The sequence below is a fragment of the Megasphaera sp. UBA4382 genome, assembly GCF_002391155.1.
Taxonomy (GTDB): domain Bacteria; phylum Bacillota; class Negativicutes; order Veillonellales; family Megasphaeraceae; genus Megasphaera; species Megasphaera hexanoica.
Window position 1 is genome coordinate 1 of record NZ_DGRS01000011.1, and the last position, 15,629, is coordinate 15,629.

Here is a 15,629-nt window from a genome sequence, read left to right on the forward strand (position 1 = left end):
GAATGTATTGCAGACCGACTGAATAATGATGATCCCGAGAGAGATAATGAGGAACTGGGCTGCCATGGGAATACCGATTTGCAAATGCTGAAGTGCAAAAGCTCTATCCCAGTGCCAGTCCCTGCGCTGAAGGTGCAGCATGGGAAAGTGGTGGTGCATATATATCAGGCACAATACAGCAGAAACGGCCTGCGCCAGGACAAGAGCAATAGCCGAACCGGGGACACCCCAGCCGAAACCGGTAATAAATAAAACTGCCAGTGCCACGTTCAGCAATGAGGAAAAGATGAGAAAATATAACGGGGTACGACTGTCCCCCAGGGCCCGGCAGGCACAGGAAAGAAGATTATAAAACATCATGGCCAGAAGACCGTATGATATGATCAGAACATAGTGATACGAGTCATCATACAGTTTATGCGAAATGTTCATGAGTTGCAGGAACCAGGGCATGCAGAGGCAGGCAATCAGCATGAGAATGACTGTCATGCCGAGAGAAAGCATGATTGACATTGAAAATGAACGGCGGACTCCATCGAAATCACCGGCGCCGAACCGTTGTTCCATTAGTACAGTAAAGCCCGATGCCATTCCGATAGTAAGGCCAAGAATAGCCATAAACAAGGGGGCCACCGCTCCAACGGCAGCCAGAGCGTGAACGCCTATGAAACGTCCAACGATGATGATATCTGCAATATTATAAAACTGTTGAAAAATATTTCCAATCAAAAGGGGACCCGTAAAAGCCAGAATCAGCTTTATAGGGTTCCCTTCGGTCATGTTATGTATCATGTAACAATGTGACTCCTTTATTTATGTGGAGAAGAAAGTATAAATTCACTGAGTTGTATAAAGCCTGGTACGAGTGAATCGAGATCCAGATTTTCATATACGGAATGGGCACGGCGGCCTATGCAGGTACCAAATGAAATAGCCGGAATCCCCAGACTCAGTGGAATATTTGCATCTGTACTGGCAGACTGAAAGGTAGTTGTCAGCCCGTGAGCAGAACGGATACGGGCCAGGCGCTGACACATGTCCGAATTTTCTGCTCCGTCATTACAAGGCCGTTCGCCGAGGAATGCTTCCGTAATCTGAATTTTAGGATCCCGTGCCGCATCGAGCAACTCGTGAAATTTTTGATCTATCCGTTGAAGTTCTTCTTTGGATTCTGAACGCAGATCAATCGTGAAAGACGCATGTTCGGCGATGGAATTTATCGTCGATCCACCCTGAATCGTTCCTACATTATATGTCGTTTTAGGATTGGCCGGTACATCCAGATTATAGAGGTTCCAGATAATGCCGGAAGCGATGGCAATGGCATTATCGTTACCAAAGTTTCCCCAACTATGACCGCCTTCCGCCTGTATATCAATCTGATAACGACGGGAACCGACGGCCAGATTGATGAATGAATCACTGTTACAATCAATAGCGACCATTTCACTGACTTCATGAGCATGGTCTGTCATGAACTGGCGGATACCTTTGAGGTTTCCCAGCCCTTCTTCTCCTACATTGAACAGGAAGAAAGCACCTGCCGGCAGTTCGATATGAAGCGATAAGATCATTTCTACAAAGAAGAGAAGACTGGCTACATTGGCGCTGTTATCACCACAAGACGGCGCCGCAAATATATTTCCTTCGATTCTCGGCTTGATAGAAGATACTTGATTAAATACTGTATCAATATGAGCTCCGTACACAGGATGCTTATTGCCTTTTGTTACCTGACAAGGCCAGATTACATTGCCGGCACTATCTATATAAGATTCTGATGCTCCCAGTTTATGAAGATAGGTCAAAATCCAATTGGCTTTGGCCTGTTCTGAACCTGTCGGTGACGGCAGACTGCAGATTGTTGTCAATAGTTCTATGAGATGGCGTTCATTTGTCCTGGCAAAACGGTCTATCTGTTGTGTGACAGATGTATTCATTAAGATTCCCCCTTTTGGCTATCATACCATGCTTATTATACACCACGGATGGGGAATGGTATATGGATATATTTTGCAATTTCATATTGCGAAAACAACTAAAAATATTATGATTATATATGAAAATATATAATCAATTAAAAAAATAATACGTTTAACCCATTGACATTTTAAGACATGCGGTGTATCATTCAAACATACCTAAACAAATTCAAAGACAGGAAGATGCAATGGCGCATAGTAAAATGTGTCATTGCTCTTTTTTTTAGGTAACCTGCTGATCTGGTGCATACAGACCGACATGTGTTGTATTTAGGGGGGATTATTATGGGGAAGTACATCTTAAAACGAGTGCTTATTTCTATCCCGGTTTTGTTTCTCATATCCATCGGCGCATTTATCCTGGTTCATCTGACACCGGGGGATCCGGCCGACATGTATATTTCACCGGATATGACGGCAGCCCAGGTGGAGATGACACAAGCCGCTCTGGGACTGGACAGGCCCTTATTTATCCAGTATGTAGACTGGATGGCTAATTTCCTGACTGGGAATATGGGATTTTCCTTTGCAGACCGCCAGCCTGTACTGGATATCATTTCTCAGCGCCTGGGACCAACACTGCTTCTCATGAGTATCAGCCTGATTGTAGCTTATGCGACGGCTATTCCACTAGGGATCATAGCTACCCTTCATAAAAACTCGAAACTGGACCGGGCTATCATCGGCTGGACATTCTTCAATGTTTCCTTTCCGCCGTTCTTCCTGGGACTGGCTTTGATTTACATCTTTGCTGTTGAACTGGATCTGCTCCCGACGGGCGGCATGGAAGTCCTCGGGATGGAAAATGATGGCATCGACCTGGCGGAACATCTGGTTCTTCCCGTCATCGTTATGGCGTCGCAGTTTTCTGCAAATATGATCCGGTACGTACGGGCCAGCGTCCTGGAGGTGCTGGGTCAGAATTATATCCGCACAGCCTTGGCAAAAGGACTTAAGTGGCGTCAGATTTTACGGTTCCATGTACTGCGCAACTCTCTGATACCTATCGTTACGGTCATTGGGACCGACCTGCCGAAAGTTATTGGCGGCGCAGTCATCACCGAACAGATTTTTCAGTGGCCCGGTATTGGATCACTTACCGTAGCAGCCATTAATTCCCGGGACTATCCCGTACTCATGGCAATTGTTATTTTGTCGGCAATCGCCGTTCTCATTGCGAATCTGACCGTTGATATTGCCTATGCGGCTATTGATCCACGTATCAAGTATAGTAAATAGGGGATTTGAAAAGGGGGGACAGGAATGGAAGCAAATAAATTTGTTTTGGTACATCAAAACAGTATCGGTGCTTCATTCGGACTGAATGCCCTGAGTGGCAAAAAAGAAAAGGAAAAAGAAGAAGTTCCTGAATCATGGGGAAAAATCACATGGCGCCGGTTCTGTAAAAACAAAGTGGCTGTATGGAGCCTGGTTCTCTTTGGAGCGATTATCCTGATGGCCATCCTGGCACCACTAATCTCGCCATTTGATCCGGTACAGACGACGGGAGCTTTTGACGAAGGCCCGTCAGCTGCTCATCTGTTGGGGACAGACGATGTCGGACGTGATGTGCTGAGCCGCCTCATATATGGTTCACGGGTTTCCTTGATTGTCGGTATCGGATCGGTTGTCATCTATGCGGCAATCGGTATTACACTGGGATTGCTTTCCGGATACTTTGGCGGAATGATAGATAGTCTGATCATGCGCATTACCGAAGTGTTCATGGCCTATCCTCAATTTATGATTATTCTGGTCATCGTCAGTCTGATTGGCCCGAATATGATGACTGTCATGCTGGTCATGGGCTTTATGGGATGGCCTCCTATCTGCCGTCTGGTGCGCGGCGAAGTTCTCAGCATCAAGACACAGGATTATATCTCGGCCGCTATCGTTACGGGCTATTCGCCTTTTACGATTGTTTTTAAACATATTCTGCCAAATGTTCTTTCTCCGATTCTGGTCAATTGCACATTCGGTATTGCCAATGCCATCCTGACCGAAGCATCACTGAGTTTCCTGGGGATGGGCGTGCAACCACCGGCAGCCAGCTGGGGCAATATGTTGACCAGTGCCCAGTCTATTATGATTTTATCAGCTGAACCGTGGCGCTGGATTCCACCGGGAATTGCGATTCTCATTGCAGTACTGACGATTAACTTCCTCGGTGATGGTCTGAATGAAGCCATAGACGGCGATTCCAAATAAGTAAAAAGGGGACAGGATCGCTGACTATATATTTTAAGAAAAGAGGGGTTATTATGGGCTTATTATCATGGATACGCAAAAGAAAAGGTCTGGCATTAGCTGTTTGTCTGGCACTGAGTGTTACCATGCTGGCAGGCTGCGGCGGAGGCAGCAAAGGTGGCGGTAGCAGTGCCGGCAAAAAAGAAGCACTGACGATCGGTATGTTTAATGCACCCGATTCGTTTAACCCGCTGTTCAATCCTGGCATTGCCGGTCAGTTTACAATCCGTTTTATGTATGATACGCTCCTGGGCATGCCGGAAATCAACAAGTTTACACCGCAGCTGGCTAACAGCATTGATACGACGGATAATCAGAACTTTACCATTAAACTGAATGAAAAGGCAAAATGGACGGATGGTAAACCTGTTACGGCAGATGATGTTGTCTTTACGTTCAACCTCATTGCCAATCCGAAAGTAGAAACGACTAAAGGAAGCTATATTAACATGCTGGAAGGGACAGACAGTGTAGGCAAGAGACCGGACGGTACTCCCATTCCGGATCTGGTGGCTGTCGATGAACATACGGTTACATTCCGTACGAAGAAACCGATAGATCCGAATTACCTGAAGAGCATGCTTGGCTTTGAAGTCTATATCGTTCCCAAACATGTCTTTGAAAAAATCGATCCGGCAAACATCTCCAATTCCGATGCCGTTACCAAACCGACTGTTACCAGCGGCACGTATAAATTCGTTTCCTATAAGACGAATGATCATGTTGAGCTGGCAGCAAACGAAGATTATTACAAGGGTTCTCCTAAGCTGAAAAAGGTATTCATCCGCATCATGAATGGGACCAACCTCGTGACAGAATTAAAATCCGGTAACGTGCAGCTGGCTGCTTCGGGTGGTATTGGTTCTGTACCGGTTAAGGATCTGGATGTCCTGAAGAAAGACAGCAAACTGATTGTCAAGGCTGTTCCTTCACTGAACACGCAGTATCTGGAAGTCAATAACAGCAATCCGGCATTCAATGTTAAGTTCCGCCGTGCCGTTACGATGGCTATCGACCGTCAGAAAATCTGTGATGAACTGTACAAGGGCACAGCCCAGATTGTACCAACTGTTTACACAAAAGTCAGCCCTGTATATGATGAAAGCGTAAAACCGCTGCCATATGATCCGGAAGCCGCTAAGAAAGAACTGGCAGAATCGGGCTTCGATACATCGAAAGAAATTACACTCCAGGTACCGATTGGAAATGTATTGCGTGAACAATCAGCAGATTTGATCCAGCAGAATCTGCAGGCTATCGGTCTCAATGTTAAACAGCAGAAACTGGATTTCCCGACCGTTCTTGGTAATGCCAAGAAAGGCGATTATGAAATGATGCTTCTGGGCTATGGCCTTACGCCAGATCCGGATTACAGCAACTACTTCGTACCAGGCGGCAGCAATAACTTCTGCCAGGCTGATGATCCGAAACTGACGGAGATGATGAACAACGCAGCATCTTTACCTGATGCGGAAGCACGCAAAGCAGCTTACAAAGAAATTCAGGCATATATGCGCGATAATCAGTTCGTTACCAGCTTGTACGAAACCGATCAGATTAACGTACAGAGCAAAAATCTCGTCGGTGGAATTAAGGATTTCTGGGAAGGTTCTCTGGATGACCTCTATCAGTGGCATTTTGAATAAACGGGCGCTGTAATTGCAGATTGACACAGCGTGCTCCGTAAAGGTTATACATCCTGCGTCTGCTGCTGGTGCTGCAGACGCAGCGGTGTATGAGAAAGGATGAACAGCAATGACAACAGATACAATATTAAAAGTAAACAATTTACATGTATCGTTTCGGACGCTGGACGGCATCGTAGACGCTGTGCGCGGTGTTACCTTTAATCTGAAACGTGGTGAAACATTGGCAATTGTCGGTGAATCCGGCTCTGGTAAATCGGTCTCTATGAAGGCAATCAACCGGGTGCTGCCGCGAAAGAATACCATATTTGGCAAAGAAGGTGAAATCATTTACGAGGGGAAAAATCTCCTTACTTTACCAGAAGAAGAAATGGAATCGGTTCGCGGCCGTAAAATAGCCATGATATTTCAGGACCCTATGACATCTCTCAATCCGACTATGACCGTGGGGCGGCAGATTGCTGAATCCATCCTGACTCATGAAGATATTTCGAAGGCAGACGCCATGAAAGAAGCCATAAAGCTTATGGGTCTTGTTGGAATCCGCAATCCTGAAGAAAGCAGCCGGAACTATCCCCATCAGTTTTCCGGTGGCATGCGTCAGCGTGTCATGATTGCCTTGTCCCTGGCGTGTAAACCCGATATTCTGATTGCAGATGAACCGACAACGGCACTGGATGTTACCATCCAGTCACAGATCCTGGATTTAATTGATGATTTAAAAGTAAAACTGAATATGTCCGTCATCTTTATTACCCATGATTTAGGTGTCGTAGCCCATGTAGCAGACCGGGTCGCCGTCATGTATGCCGGTAAAATCATTGAAATCGGCACGGCAGAAGAAATATTCTATAATCCTCAGCATCCGTATACGTGGGGACTCATTTGTTCCATGCCGACGCTGGATACAACGGATGATCATCTCTACAGTATCCCGGGAGCACCGCCTAACATGCTGCACATGCCGAAAGGAGACGCCTTTGCTCCTCGTAACGCCTATGCACTGGCTATTGATTACGAAAAAGAACCTCCGTTCTTCAAAGTCAGTGATACTCATTATGCGGCGACATGGCTGCTTCATCCACAGGCTCCATCAGTTACACCTCCGGCAGAAATTGTACGGCGGCAGCAGATTTTTAATTCTTTCATGAAACAGGAAGATGGGGGGAATGATTATGCATATCGTCACGCCGGCAGCGGCGCTCGCTGATGAAAAGCCGATTTTATCAGTACGGAACTTACATAAAATATATAATGAAGGCAAGAAGAATGAAGTTCGTGCTGTAGATGATATTTCCTTTTCTATTTATCCCGGTGAAACCTTTGGTCTTGTCGGAGAATCAGGCAGCGGCAAATCTACGACAGGCCGCACGGTCATTAAACTGGAAGAACTGACATCCGGGACTGTCATGTATAAAGGAAAAGACATTACTAAAATCCGTAGCAGCTCTGAAATGATGGCATTCCGTAAATCAATGCAGATGATTTTCCAGGATCCCTTTGCTTCTCTCAATCCCCGTATTCCCATAAAAAATATTATAGGGGATGCGCTCCGGGTACATCATATCTGCAAAACCGATAAAGAAGTTCACAATAAGGTAAATGAAATGCTGGATATTGTAGGGATTAACCGTTCCTATGCCAACCGGTATCCAACGGAATTTTCCGGAGGCCAGTGCCAGCGTATCGGTATTGCCCGGGCTTTGTGCGTACAGCCGGATTTTATTATTGCCGATGAATGTTTGTCTGCACTGGATGTATCGATACAGGCTCAGATTGTCAATCTGCTGATCAATCTTCGTAAAGAACGGAAAATGACCTATTTATTTATTGCTCATGATCTTGCTATGGTTAAATATATCAGTGACCGTATTGGTGTCATGAAAAATGGCAAGCTTCTTGAACTGGCACCGGCAGATGAATTGTATCGTCATCCTATTCATCCGTATACGATTTCGCTTCTTTCTGCTTCACCGCTCACGGATTTACAGCAGGAACGCAAACGTCATCGTATTGATTATGACCCATCTGTCCAGGAATATGCGCCGGAAGTGAAGGCGGCCATGTATGAAATCACGCCGGGTCATTTCGTATATTGTTCATACGATGAAATCAATACATATAAACAAGCCGCTTGTTAAGGTATAAAATAGCATATATTGGGTAACCAGGGCATTGCATACTGGATTTGACCGTATGCAATGCCCTAGTTTGTCATACGTGCCGTATGATGAGAAAAACGGTCCTCTCGGGCCTTTTTTTGGTTCATTAAAATGTGATGAGAATATCATTAAAAACATCTGAGATTATGAGATGAAAATTAAAATATCATAAGAAGTATATTAAAATCGACACATGCAGGAGATTGCGTGCTATGCTGAGAAAAGAACGGGAAGAAAGGAAGGAAAGAAAATGTCTGAATGGACTTATCATAGTGGGATGCCTGTACAGCCGTTTGTCAATACAATGCTGACACAGGCTGTACAGATGGGAGCAAGTGATATACATATTGAGCCGATGGATAAACAAGTGCGGGTCCGTTTTCGTATCGATGGCATACTTCAGACCGTAGGACATCTGGAAACAACACTTCTTCCCCAGGTTTCAGCACGCATCAAAGTCATGAGCCATATGGACATTGCCAATACGCGCCTGCCGATGGATGGGCGGTGTGTCTGGAAAGGAAATCATCATATTTTGGATGTACGGGTCAGCACAATGCCCACCGTGCGGGGAGAAAAAATTGTTCTTCGCCTGTTTACGGATCATCAGCCATTTTGTCTGGATGAACTAATCCCATATATGCCGTCGAGACAGCTTTTGCGGCAAATTGTCCATGGCAGTCAGGGTTTATTTCTCATTTGCGGCCCGACAGGGAGCGGTAAAACGACGACGTTATATGCATTGCTCCGGGAACTGGATAGTCCTGAAATAAGCATTGCTACGCTGGAAGACCCGGTGGAACTCCGGGTCGATGGATTTTGCCAGAGCCAGATTCATGAAAAAGGCGGGTTGGCTTTTCAAAACGGCCTTCGCGCATTGTTGCGCCAGGACCCGGATATACTGGTTATTGGAGAAATCAGGGATGCAGAGACGGCTGGCATTGCGCTGCAGGCAGCTCTGACAGGACATCGCGTTTTTAGTACGCTCCATACGGCACGGGTCGTCGATGTACCGCTGCGCCTGCTGGATATGGGACTGGAACCGTTCCTGGTAGCTGAAGCACTATCCGGTATGGCATCTCAACGGCTGGCGAGATATCGTACAAAAGACGGGTATCATGGCCGTTTCTGCCTGTGCGAAGTTGTCCATTCCGGCGCTGCTCTGAGGCAGGCTGTACAGAAACGAAGCGAAAGAAAAAAACTATTGGAAGCCGCTTCACAGGATCAGGCTGTTTTTATGAAAGAATGCATCAGCCATGCTCTCCGGGAAGGGCTGACAGATAAACCGGAAATCCGCCGTGTCTATGATGAGGGGGAAGACGATGACTATTAATGACGTAATTGCGATGGCTATCATAAAAAAGGCAACGGATATACACCTACAGGAGGGCCATCCGGTAATGTTGCGCATTGGGATGGAACTTACCTCTTTACAGAACTGGTTTGTTACAAAAGAGGAACTCCGGTGCTGGCTGCTGGCCCAGGGCTGGAACAATAGGACTGGTGATTCCCTGTCTGCCGAATGGGACGAAAAGGTGAGGCTCCGGATACAGCTTTGTCAGGCATATGGGGGATTTTATGCAGACATCCGCATATTATATCCTTTATCATCACTGCCGGCGGACGGGGATGAAAAATTACTGCAAAGACTGGCTTGCTGTTCTGATGGACTCATCCTGATCTGCGGGCCGACAGGATGTGGGAAGACGACTGCCTTGTGGCGGATGATCCAATATCTGAATGACCATAAAAAATATCATATCATTACTTTGGAAGATCCCATTGAAATCATTTTGGAAGAAGGTGGTTCTCTCATTACCCAGCGGGAATTGCACTGTCATTTTACCAGTTTTTCCCAGGCTGTCTGTCAGGCTCTGCGTCAGGATCCGGATGTAATCCTTATTGGAGAAATGCGTGATCAGGAGACTATGGATGCCGCACTGACTGCGGCTGAGACTGGCCACCTTGTGCTTTCTACGCTCCATACCCGGTCTGCTGCTCAGGCGATAACCCGTTTTGTCGGAGCCTATCCGGGAAGCCGGCAGGAGGAAATCCGCTACCGCCTGTCCCAGGTTTTACAGGCTATACTGGCCCAGCAGCGATTATGCCGCCAGCAGGATACCTGTATAGTGAGAGAAGTTTTGTTGCGGACCCATGCCGTATCCCAGCTGATCCGGACTGGCCGGGAGCATCAGCTCCCCTCGCTTATGCAGATGGGAGCCGCTATGGGAATGCGTACAATGGAACAGGCTTGTCAGGGCAGAATATGATGAAACAGATACATTATAAGGTGACGGCCAGACATTCTTCAGGCAGTGTTGTGACACGCTTTTTACATGCCCCCTCCAGAAATGCTGTATACAAGATGATGAAACAAGGGCAGTGGCAGGTTCTTCACATCGAAGAAATACCGCAACAACATGTAACATTGCCGTGGCGTATCCGAAAGATGAAATCACGGGAACTGGGATCATTTTTTAAAGAACTGGCAGAGATGACTAAGGCGGGTATCCCTTTTTTGGATAGCTGGCGCCTGCTGGTAAGACCATTACCACGAGGAAAGAAAAAAGATGCGTTGATAAAGATAGGAGATGACATAGAAAATGGCTCCAGACCATCTGTTGCTTTGGAATCATCCCGGCTTTTTCCAAAAATGACCTGCTGCTTGTTGAAGGCCGGTGAGCATTCGGGAAATATGGAATCTGTTTTATCTATTTTAGGAAATTATTATCAGGATGCAGATCGTCAAAGACAGCAGCTGATACAAGCTATGATATATCCGGGATTTCTTCTTGCAGGTACTATCCTGCTCCTTGCAGGAGCTGTTTTTTATATCCTGCCCGTTTTTGCAACCATGTTTGCATCCATGAATGTACCATTACCCGTTTTGACGAGAGGCCTTATTGGCATGAAGGATTTATGCTGCTATCATGGATTGTCTTTACTGGGCATATTTCTATTGCTGGCTGCAGTCGGAGTATATGGGTATAAAAAAAGGCAGGCCCGATTGTATATTACGGCCTGTATGATGCGGATTCCCCTGTGGAGACGGATGTATCTGGCGTGGTGCTGGCAGCGTTTCAGCCGGATCATGGCTATGCAGCTTGCCAGCGGCATTCCCGTACTTTCTGCCATACAGGATGCTGCAAATGCCACTAACGAGATCTGGTTCCAAAAGAAAATGGAATACTGCAGCAACTGGGTGCGGTCCGGTCATTCGTTTCTGGAAGCGATACAGCATGAAAACATAGCCACTCCCTTTTTGGAAGCTATGATTCTTGTAGGGGAGAGCACGGGTAATTATGATACGGCATTTTCGCGGATTGCTTCATATTATGACTGGCAGATTTCCCGCTGGTCCCAGCGGATATGCCAGTTACTGGAACCGTTGACTATGGCTTTTATGGGACTGATGATTGGTTTGGTCGTTTTGGCTTTACTGCTACCGCTCCTGGATGCGGCAGCGGCTATTATATGAGTTACTGAGAGGAGTGTTGATTATGTATTCTATGGCAAAAAAATGGTGGCATCCCGTTCGCAACGGTTTTTCCCTTCTGGAGATGCTGATTGTAGTTTCTATTATACTGGTTATTGCAACGATGGCTGTTCCTAAATTCAGCTCAGCCGGCGATAAAGCCAATAAAGCGAAAATACAGGCTGACCTGAGAACCATCAGCAATGCGGCTGCCGTGTATCAGTTTGATACAGGCGCGTATCCTGATACGGTCGAGACGCTGGCTGAAAAAGAATATCTTGAATTTGTTCCGAAACCGCCTACAGGAGCTGAAAAGTACAGCATTGCCGATGGAGTAGTACGGGTCACCCTTAATGGAGTTACCTATACATCGAGAAATCCAGAAGGTACAAATAATGAGTAATAAGAACGTATTACATGGAAAAGGGACATGGTGATAGTGATGATAGACAGTCTTGATCTGTGTTCTTTCCCGGTGATTTGTTGGTTGGGGATTGTGGCAGGTTGTTCATTGCTGATTGTCTATACGGATATACGTTATTATTGGATTCCCGACAGGATTGTTCTGGTCATGGCAGCGGGCAATGGAGCCGCCTGCCTGTTTCGGCTGGTGCAGCCAGACTGGATTCTCAGTCTGGCCTGCCTGGCCGGGTTAGGAATAGCGGCTTTCGTCCTGCCTGGCAGTATTGGCTGGGGAGATATTAAATTAATCGGAGCTCTTTCTCTGGGCAGTTCAGGTATGGTGTTGTACAGCACTCTCTGTGTTGCTTTTGGTACGGCATTGGCTGGTGCTGTCATGTATTGGATTGTATATCGCGAAAAGGTCATCCCCTTTGCCCCGTTTCTCATAAGTGGTTGGTGGTTGTCTTTCTTTTTTGCAGGAGAATGGATTGCATGGGCCGGGTTACTGATGTGAAGCAAAATGGTGGATTTTTGTTACTTGAATTATGTCTGGTTGTGTCGATCATACTTATTCTTATCAGCGCATCGGCCGTTCCAGCAGGGAATTATGTAGAAAATCAGCACCTCGATGGATTGATACGGGAAATGGCATGGGACCTGGCCTCGGTTCGTCAGCATGCTGTGGGCAATAATAGCGGTGACCCGGCCTGGCGGCTTTCGGTGCGACAGAAGGAGTATGTTGTTTTGGAAGGAACCAGGATTGTAAAACGACGGGCTTATGAGAACGGCATAAAATTACGCAGCTCATCATACCGGAAAGATTTTTATTTTGATGAACAGGGCAGGCCTAAAGGAAATCAGATGGTAGTTATATTACAAGGAAGGGGAGGCCATGAAAAGAAAATCATTGTTGCTGCCCAGACCGGGCGCATCCGGATGGTATAACAGAGGTTTCCTGTTGCTGGATAGTATGGCTGCCGTTTTCTTTGTGTTGACCTTGATTGTGCCATCCGTTTTTATGATGCAGGAGACGATGCGTATATATGCCCGGTCACGTACGTGGCGACAGGAAGCCAGTATAGCCAGAAATGAAATGGAATATCAGAAAATTAAAAGAAATGGAATGGAAGATAGGACATACTGGATACGGGGAAAGCCATATTACGTACATTGTGCGAAGTCCATGTGGCATTCCGGATGTGTGAAATACGATGTGGAGGTACGGGCAGATGGAGAAAAACCTTTTCACTGCATGCGTCTTGGACGGGAGAATATGCCATAGGAAGAATGGATTTATACTGCTGGAGATGGTGTTGGCGTCCTCTTTAACAGCCTTGATTGTACTGGCGATGCTTCCGGCAGCGGTACAGTCTGTCCGCATGTATGAATATAGTTGTTCCTGGCAGGAAACGGCTTTGCAGGGAATACACCTGGAAGATACGCTGACCGTATCACTGGCTTCAGCTTCTTCTCTGCGCGTGACTGATTCATCTGTACGATTTCTTACGGACAAGAACCTGCGCAGCGGCTTTTTAATACGACAGGGAGTCATATATAAATGTCTTGATGATGGTACTGTTCAGCCTGTAACCGGAACGGGAGAAACAGGACGGAACAAGATTATCGTGGAACCGTTGGAACCGGGATGCCCCTTTTTTTCCCAGGAAGATGGATGTGTCCGCGCAGCGATGAATCTCAAACATGAAGCAGGATGTACCTGGCGGTGTGATTTATGGATATATCCTGGAACCGGAATTACTCATGAAACGTCGTAATGGTTTTATTATGCTTTTTGCGCTGTGGACAGGGCTGATCATCTTCAGTTTTTCTTTGGCTGCAGCTGTATTGGCGCATCAATATGAAAAACAAATAGTAATGTACAGATATTCCATCGAAGCCGTATATCTGGCAGAGAGTGCATTGCTTATGGGACAGTTACAGTGCGAGAGTGAAGGAGAATCGGATCTCCCGGAAAAATGGGAGCAGGAGTTTTCCGAACTAGCTGAAAAATCAGGCCCAGGTAGAAAAATAAAAGTAGTACGCACACTGAAGCAGACTGGACAAGGAGAAGTGACAGGGACATTGCGTGGAATTGCCTGTGTCGGGCCGGATGGTGTACAACGGACGCGGGCACTTTCTTTTAATGCGATATATGATGCTTCCTGTCAGAGATGGACATTCACTTTTTATGATTATAGGATATAAGAGGTACTGATATATGGGAAATTGGGCACGAAAGGAAGCTGTGTTCTGGCTTTCTCCGTATGCAATACATATTATCAAAAAAGAGTATGATTGGCTGAGGCGGTGCCGTATGGTTCTGGGAGATACTTATGCGGACATTCCTGATAGGAAATGGTTGGAAAAAAGAGATATTCTTCAATCTGTTTTGCAACGTATCCTGGACGTATATGACCTTTATGGCTGGTCTTTATCTTTCGTATTAAGCGGACCTCAGGTTTTATGGAAGATTTGTGAACTGCCGGCAGAAAACAATGAAGAAGGAAGAGAAGCGGCTCTCTGGGCAGAACCATTGGCTGGAAAAGAATCGGATTACGCTTTTGATATCTGCCGCATAAGTAAAAAAGATGGGCAGGATATGTATCAGTGGATTCTGGGGGCCTATTCCCGGTTTAGTGTGGAAATATGTTATAAGACTGCCCATGATGCGGGACTTCTTATTAAAAATATAATGCTGCTTCCCGCTCTTATCAGCAATCAATATGCCGGTACAGACGGTACATTGTTTCTGCAGGAGAATAAAGATCTGCATATCATGGAAATAAAGAATGGCATAGTGGTGTCTTATGCATTTCAGCAAGGAGCTATCAAATCAGCTGATTGTACAGAGTGGTTTCATATGACTGTGAAGGAATCAGCTACGCAAAACTTGTGCCAGCCAGTATGGAAGAAAAAAACGGAACAATTTCAGCGTAAATGGCATATTCAAGGGCCTCCGTTCTTATTAGGAAACATATAGATGAAAATTGAAATTAATTTATTGCCCGCATCGGAAAAAGCCGGTGACAGAAGGAAGGATGTTTTGTATAGAATCCTTCTTTTTTCTGCTATTGCCGGGATTCTGGCTGCCTGGATAATGAGTTTTCTGTATATTTATGAAATTCAGACGATGAAACAAAGATTCGAACAGTCTTTGCAACCGGTACAGTCGGAAATACAGGCCCACAATATAAAGATGAAAAAAAGAAAGGAAATAGTACAACTATTGCAGTATAAAGGAGAGTCGTATTGGCCGGCTATGCTGGTCTGCCTGGCCGATACTAAGCCGGCAGACATAACAGTAAAAAAAATTGCGGCAGAACGGGATAATTTGCAGATAGAAATTTCCAGCCGGCAACAGTCTGCCCTGCAGGAGTGGAAAGAAAAACTGCAGAAATCGTCGTGGGTTTCCAAAGCATATATACGAAAATGGCAAAAGAAAGGAAGAGAAAATACTGCAGAACTGCATATTGTATTACATCATGAAGATAAACCCGTGTCTCAAAAAGATGAATAACCAGAAAATAAAGAAGATAGTTACCGGAGTGCTCTGGGTCATTCTTCTGTTATCGGGATGGTTCAGTTTTACGTTATGTCATACACGCGATGAATGGCATAGAGCCATACAGTCACTGGAAGAAAATGGTATGCGCTTGTCTGCTATGCCAACCATTAATACAAATATATTTCTGTCGGACCGTGAAGTTTCGCTATG

17 protein-coding genes are annotated in these 15,629 nt (G+C 45.9%); 15 read left to right on the forward strand and 2 right to left on the reverse strand.

The genetic code is table 11. The features are described from left to right. Positions 1 to 792 (reverse strand): MATE family efflux transporter (locus B4H10_RS00495; protein ID WP_292017986.1); only part of this gene is annotated, 792 nt, incomplete at its 3' end. 17 nt (positions 793 to 809) lie between these two features. Then, complete coding sequence (locus B4H10_RS00500; protein WP_292017987.1) at positions 810 to 1,940, reverse strand: M20/M25/M40 family metallo-hydrolase; 1,131 nt, start codon at positions 1,938 to 1,940, stop codon at positions 810 to 812. Positions 1,941 to 2,267: 327 nt separating this feature from the next. Here B4H10_RS00500 and B4H10_RS00505 point away from each other — a divergent pair, with 327 nt between their 5' ends. The 15 genes from B4H10_RS00505 to B4H10_RS00575 all read left to right on the forward strand — a co-directional run bounded on the left by B4H10_RS00505 (position 2,268) and on the right by B4H10_RS00575 (position 15,431). Beyond that, complete coding sequence (locus B4H10_RS00505) at positions 2,268 to 3,221, forward strand: ABC transporter permease (protein WP_292017988.1); 954 nt, start codon at positions 2,268 to 2,270, stop codon at positions 3,219 to 3,221. Between the two features lie 24 nt (positions 3,222 to 3,245). After that, entirely contained in the window at positions 3,246 to 4,190 is a 945-nt protein-coding gene (gene opp4C, locus B4H10_RS00510) for an oligopeptide ABC transporter permease (protein ID WP_292017989.1), read from the forward strand. A 53-nt stretch (positions 4,191 to 4,243) separates the two neighbouring features. Next, positions 4,244 to 5,875, forward strand: a complete 1,632-nt coding sequence (locus tag B4H10_RS00515) for an ABC transporter substrate-binding protein (protein WP_292017990.1) — start codon at positions 4,244 to 4,246, stop codon at positions 5,873 to 5,875. A gap of 109 nt (positions 5,876 to 5,984) precedes the next feature. Continuing rightward, positions 5,985 to 7,085 (forward strand): ABC transporter ATP-binding protein, encoded by a 1,101-nt coding sequence (locus B4H10_RS00520; RefSeq protein ID WP_113854995.1) that lies wholly within the window; start codon positions 5,985 to 5,987, stop codon positions 7,083 to 7,085. Continuing rightward, positions 7,045 to 8,016: an ATP-binding cassette domain-containing protein gene (locus tag B4H10_RS00525; RefSeq protein WP_292017991.1), complete on the forward strand. Its 972-nt coding sequence runs from the start codon at positions 7,045 to 7,047 to the stop codon at positions 8,014 to 8,016. The genes B4H10_RS00520 and B4H10_RS00525 overlap by 41 nt, the downstream gene beginning before the upstream one ends. Before the next feature lie 271 nt (positions 8,017 to 8,287). Continuing rightward, a complete protein-coding gene (locus B4H10_RS00530) occupies positions 8,288 to 9,370 on the forward strand; it encodes a GspE/PulE family protein (RefSeq protein WP_292017992.1) in 1,083 nt (360 codons plus the stop codon). A 67-nt stretch (positions 9,371 to 9,437) separates the two neighbouring features. Next, positions 9,438 to 10,307 (forward strand): type IV pilus twitching motility protein PilT, encoded by an 870-nt coding sequence (locus B4H10_RS00535; protein ID WP_236699681.1) that lies wholly within the window; start codon positions 9,438 to 9,440, stop codon positions 10,305 to 10,307. A gap of 179 nt (positions 10,308 to 10,486) precedes the next feature. Continuing rightward, positions 10,487 to 11,515, forward strand: coding sequence for a type II secretion system F family protein (locus B4H10_RS00540; protein ID WP_292017998.1), 1,029 nt, complete (start codon positions 10,487 to 10,489; stop codon positions 11,513 to 11,515). 22 nt (positions 11,516 to 11,537) lie between these two features. Further along, positions 11,538 to 11,915 carry a competence type IV pilus major pilin ComGC gene (locus tag B4H10_RS00545; RefSeq protein ID WP_059076948.1) on the forward strand — a complete coding sequence of 126 codons (378 nt, stop codon included), beginning with the start codon at positions 11,538 to 11,540 and terminating at the stop codon, positions 11,913 to 11,915. A 39-nt stretch (positions 11,916 to 11,954) separates the two neighbouring features. Beyond that, the gene (locus B4H10_RS00550; protein WP_070807766.1) at positions 11,955 to 12,428 is read left to right on the forward strand and encodes a prepilin peptidase; all 474 of its coding nucleotides are present in this window, start codon (positions 11,955 to 11,957) and stop codon (positions 12,426 to 12,428) included. Continuing rightward, a complete protein-coding gene (locus B4H10_RS00555; RefSeq protein ID WP_059076950.1) occupies positions 12,407 to 12,859 on the forward strand; it encodes a pilus assembly FimT family protein in 453 nt (150 codons plus the stop codon). Before B4H10_RS00550 ends, B4H10_RS00555 begins: the two co-directional genes overlap by 22 nt. A gap of 368 nt (positions 12,860 to 13,227) precedes the next feature. Next, complete coding sequence (locus B4H10_RS00560; RefSeq protein WP_141700301.1) at positions 13,228 to 13,689, forward strand: hypothetical protein; 462 nt, start codon at positions 13,228 to 13,230, stop codon at positions 13,687 to 13,689. Then, positions 13,616 to 14,119 (forward strand): hypothetical protein, encoded by a 504-nt coding sequence (locus B4H10_RS00565; RefSeq protein ID WP_292017993.1) that lies wholly within the window; start codon positions 13,616 to 13,618, stop codon positions 14,117 to 14,119. Before B4H10_RS00560 ends, B4H10_RS00565 begins: the two co-directional genes overlap by 74 nt. A 13-nt stretch (positions 14,120 to 14,132) precedes the next feature. After that, positions 14,133 to 14,894: a hypothetical protein gene (locus B4H10_RS00570; RefSeq protein WP_292017994.1), complete on the forward strand. Its 762-nt coding sequence runs from the start codon at positions 14,133 to 14,135 to the stop codon at positions 14,892 to 14,894. Continuing rightward, positions 14,895 to 15,431, forward strand: a complete 537-nt coding sequence (locus B4H10_RS00575; RefSeq protein ID WP_292017995.1) for a hypothetical protein — start codon at positions 14,895 to 14,897, stop codon at positions 15,429 to 15,431. Positions 15,432 to 15,629: the final 198 nt, after the last annotated feature.

What these genes read in the sequence shown, in the direction of transcription:
- B4H10_RS00500 (WP_292017987.1), bottom strand. Translation starts at nt 1,940, where the DNA reads ATGAATACATCTGTCACACAACAGATAGACCGTTTTGCCAGGACAAAT.
- B4H10_RS00505 (WP_292017988.1), top strand. Translation starts at nt 2,268, where the DNA reads ATGGGGAAGTACATCTTAAAACGAGTGCTTATTTCTATCCCGGTTTTG.
- opp4C (WP_292017989.1), top strand. Translation starts at nt 3,246, where the DNA reads ATGGAAGCAAATAAATTTGTTTTGGTACATCAAAACAGTATCGGTGCT.
- B4H10_RS00515 (WP_292017990.1), top strand. Translation starts at nt 4,244, where the DNA reads ATGGGCTTATTATCATGGATACGCAAAAGAAAAGGTCTGGCATTAGCT.
- B4H10_RS00520 (WP_113854995.1), top strand. Translation starts at nt 5,985, where the DNA reads ATGACAACAGATACAATATTAAAAGTAAACAATTTACATGTATCGTTT.
- B4H10_RS00525 (WP_292017991.1), top strand. Translation starts at nt 7,045, where the DNA reads ATGATTATGCATATCGTCACGCCGGCAGCGGCGCTCGCTGATGAAAAG.
- B4H10_RS00530 (WP_292017992.1), top strand. Translation starts at nt 8,288, where the DNA reads ATGTCTGAATGGACTTATCATAGTGGGATGCCTGTACAGCCGTTTGTC.
- B4H10_RS00535 (WP_236699681.1), top strand. Translation starts at nt 9,438, where the DNA reads ATGTTGCGCATTGGGATGGAACTTACCTCTTTACAGAACTGGTTTGTT.
- B4H10_RS00540 (WP_292017998.1), top strand. Translation starts at nt 10,487, where the DNA reads ATGAAATCACGGGAACTGGGATCATTTTTTAAAGAACTGGCAGAGATG.
- B4H10_RS00545 (WP_059076948.1), top strand. Translation starts at nt 11,538, where the DNA reads ATGTATTCTATGGCAAAAAAATGGTGGCATCCCGTTCGCAACGGTTTT.
- B4H10_RS00550 (WP_070807766.1), top strand. Translation starts at nt 11,955, where the DNA reads ATGATAGACAGTCTTGATCTGTGTTCTTTCCCGGTGATTTGTTGGTTG.
- B4H10_RS00555 (WP_059076950.1), top strand. Translation starts at nt 12,407, where the DNA reads ATGGGCCGGGTTACTGATGTGAAGCAAAATGGTGGATTTTTGTTACTT.
- B4H10_RS00565 (WP_292017993.1), top strand. Translation starts at nt 13,616, where the DNA reads ATGAAGCAGGATGTACCTGGCGGTGTGATTTATGGATATATCCTGGAA.
- B4H10_RS00570 (WP_292017994.1), top strand. Translation starts at nt 14,133, where the DNA reads ATGGGAAATTGGGCACGAAAGGAAGCTGTGTTCTGGCTTTCTCCGTAT.
- B4H10_RS00575 (WP_292017995.1), top strand. Translation starts at nt 14,895, where the DNA reads ATGAAAATTGAAATTAATTTATTGCCCGCATCGGAAAAAGCCGGTGAC.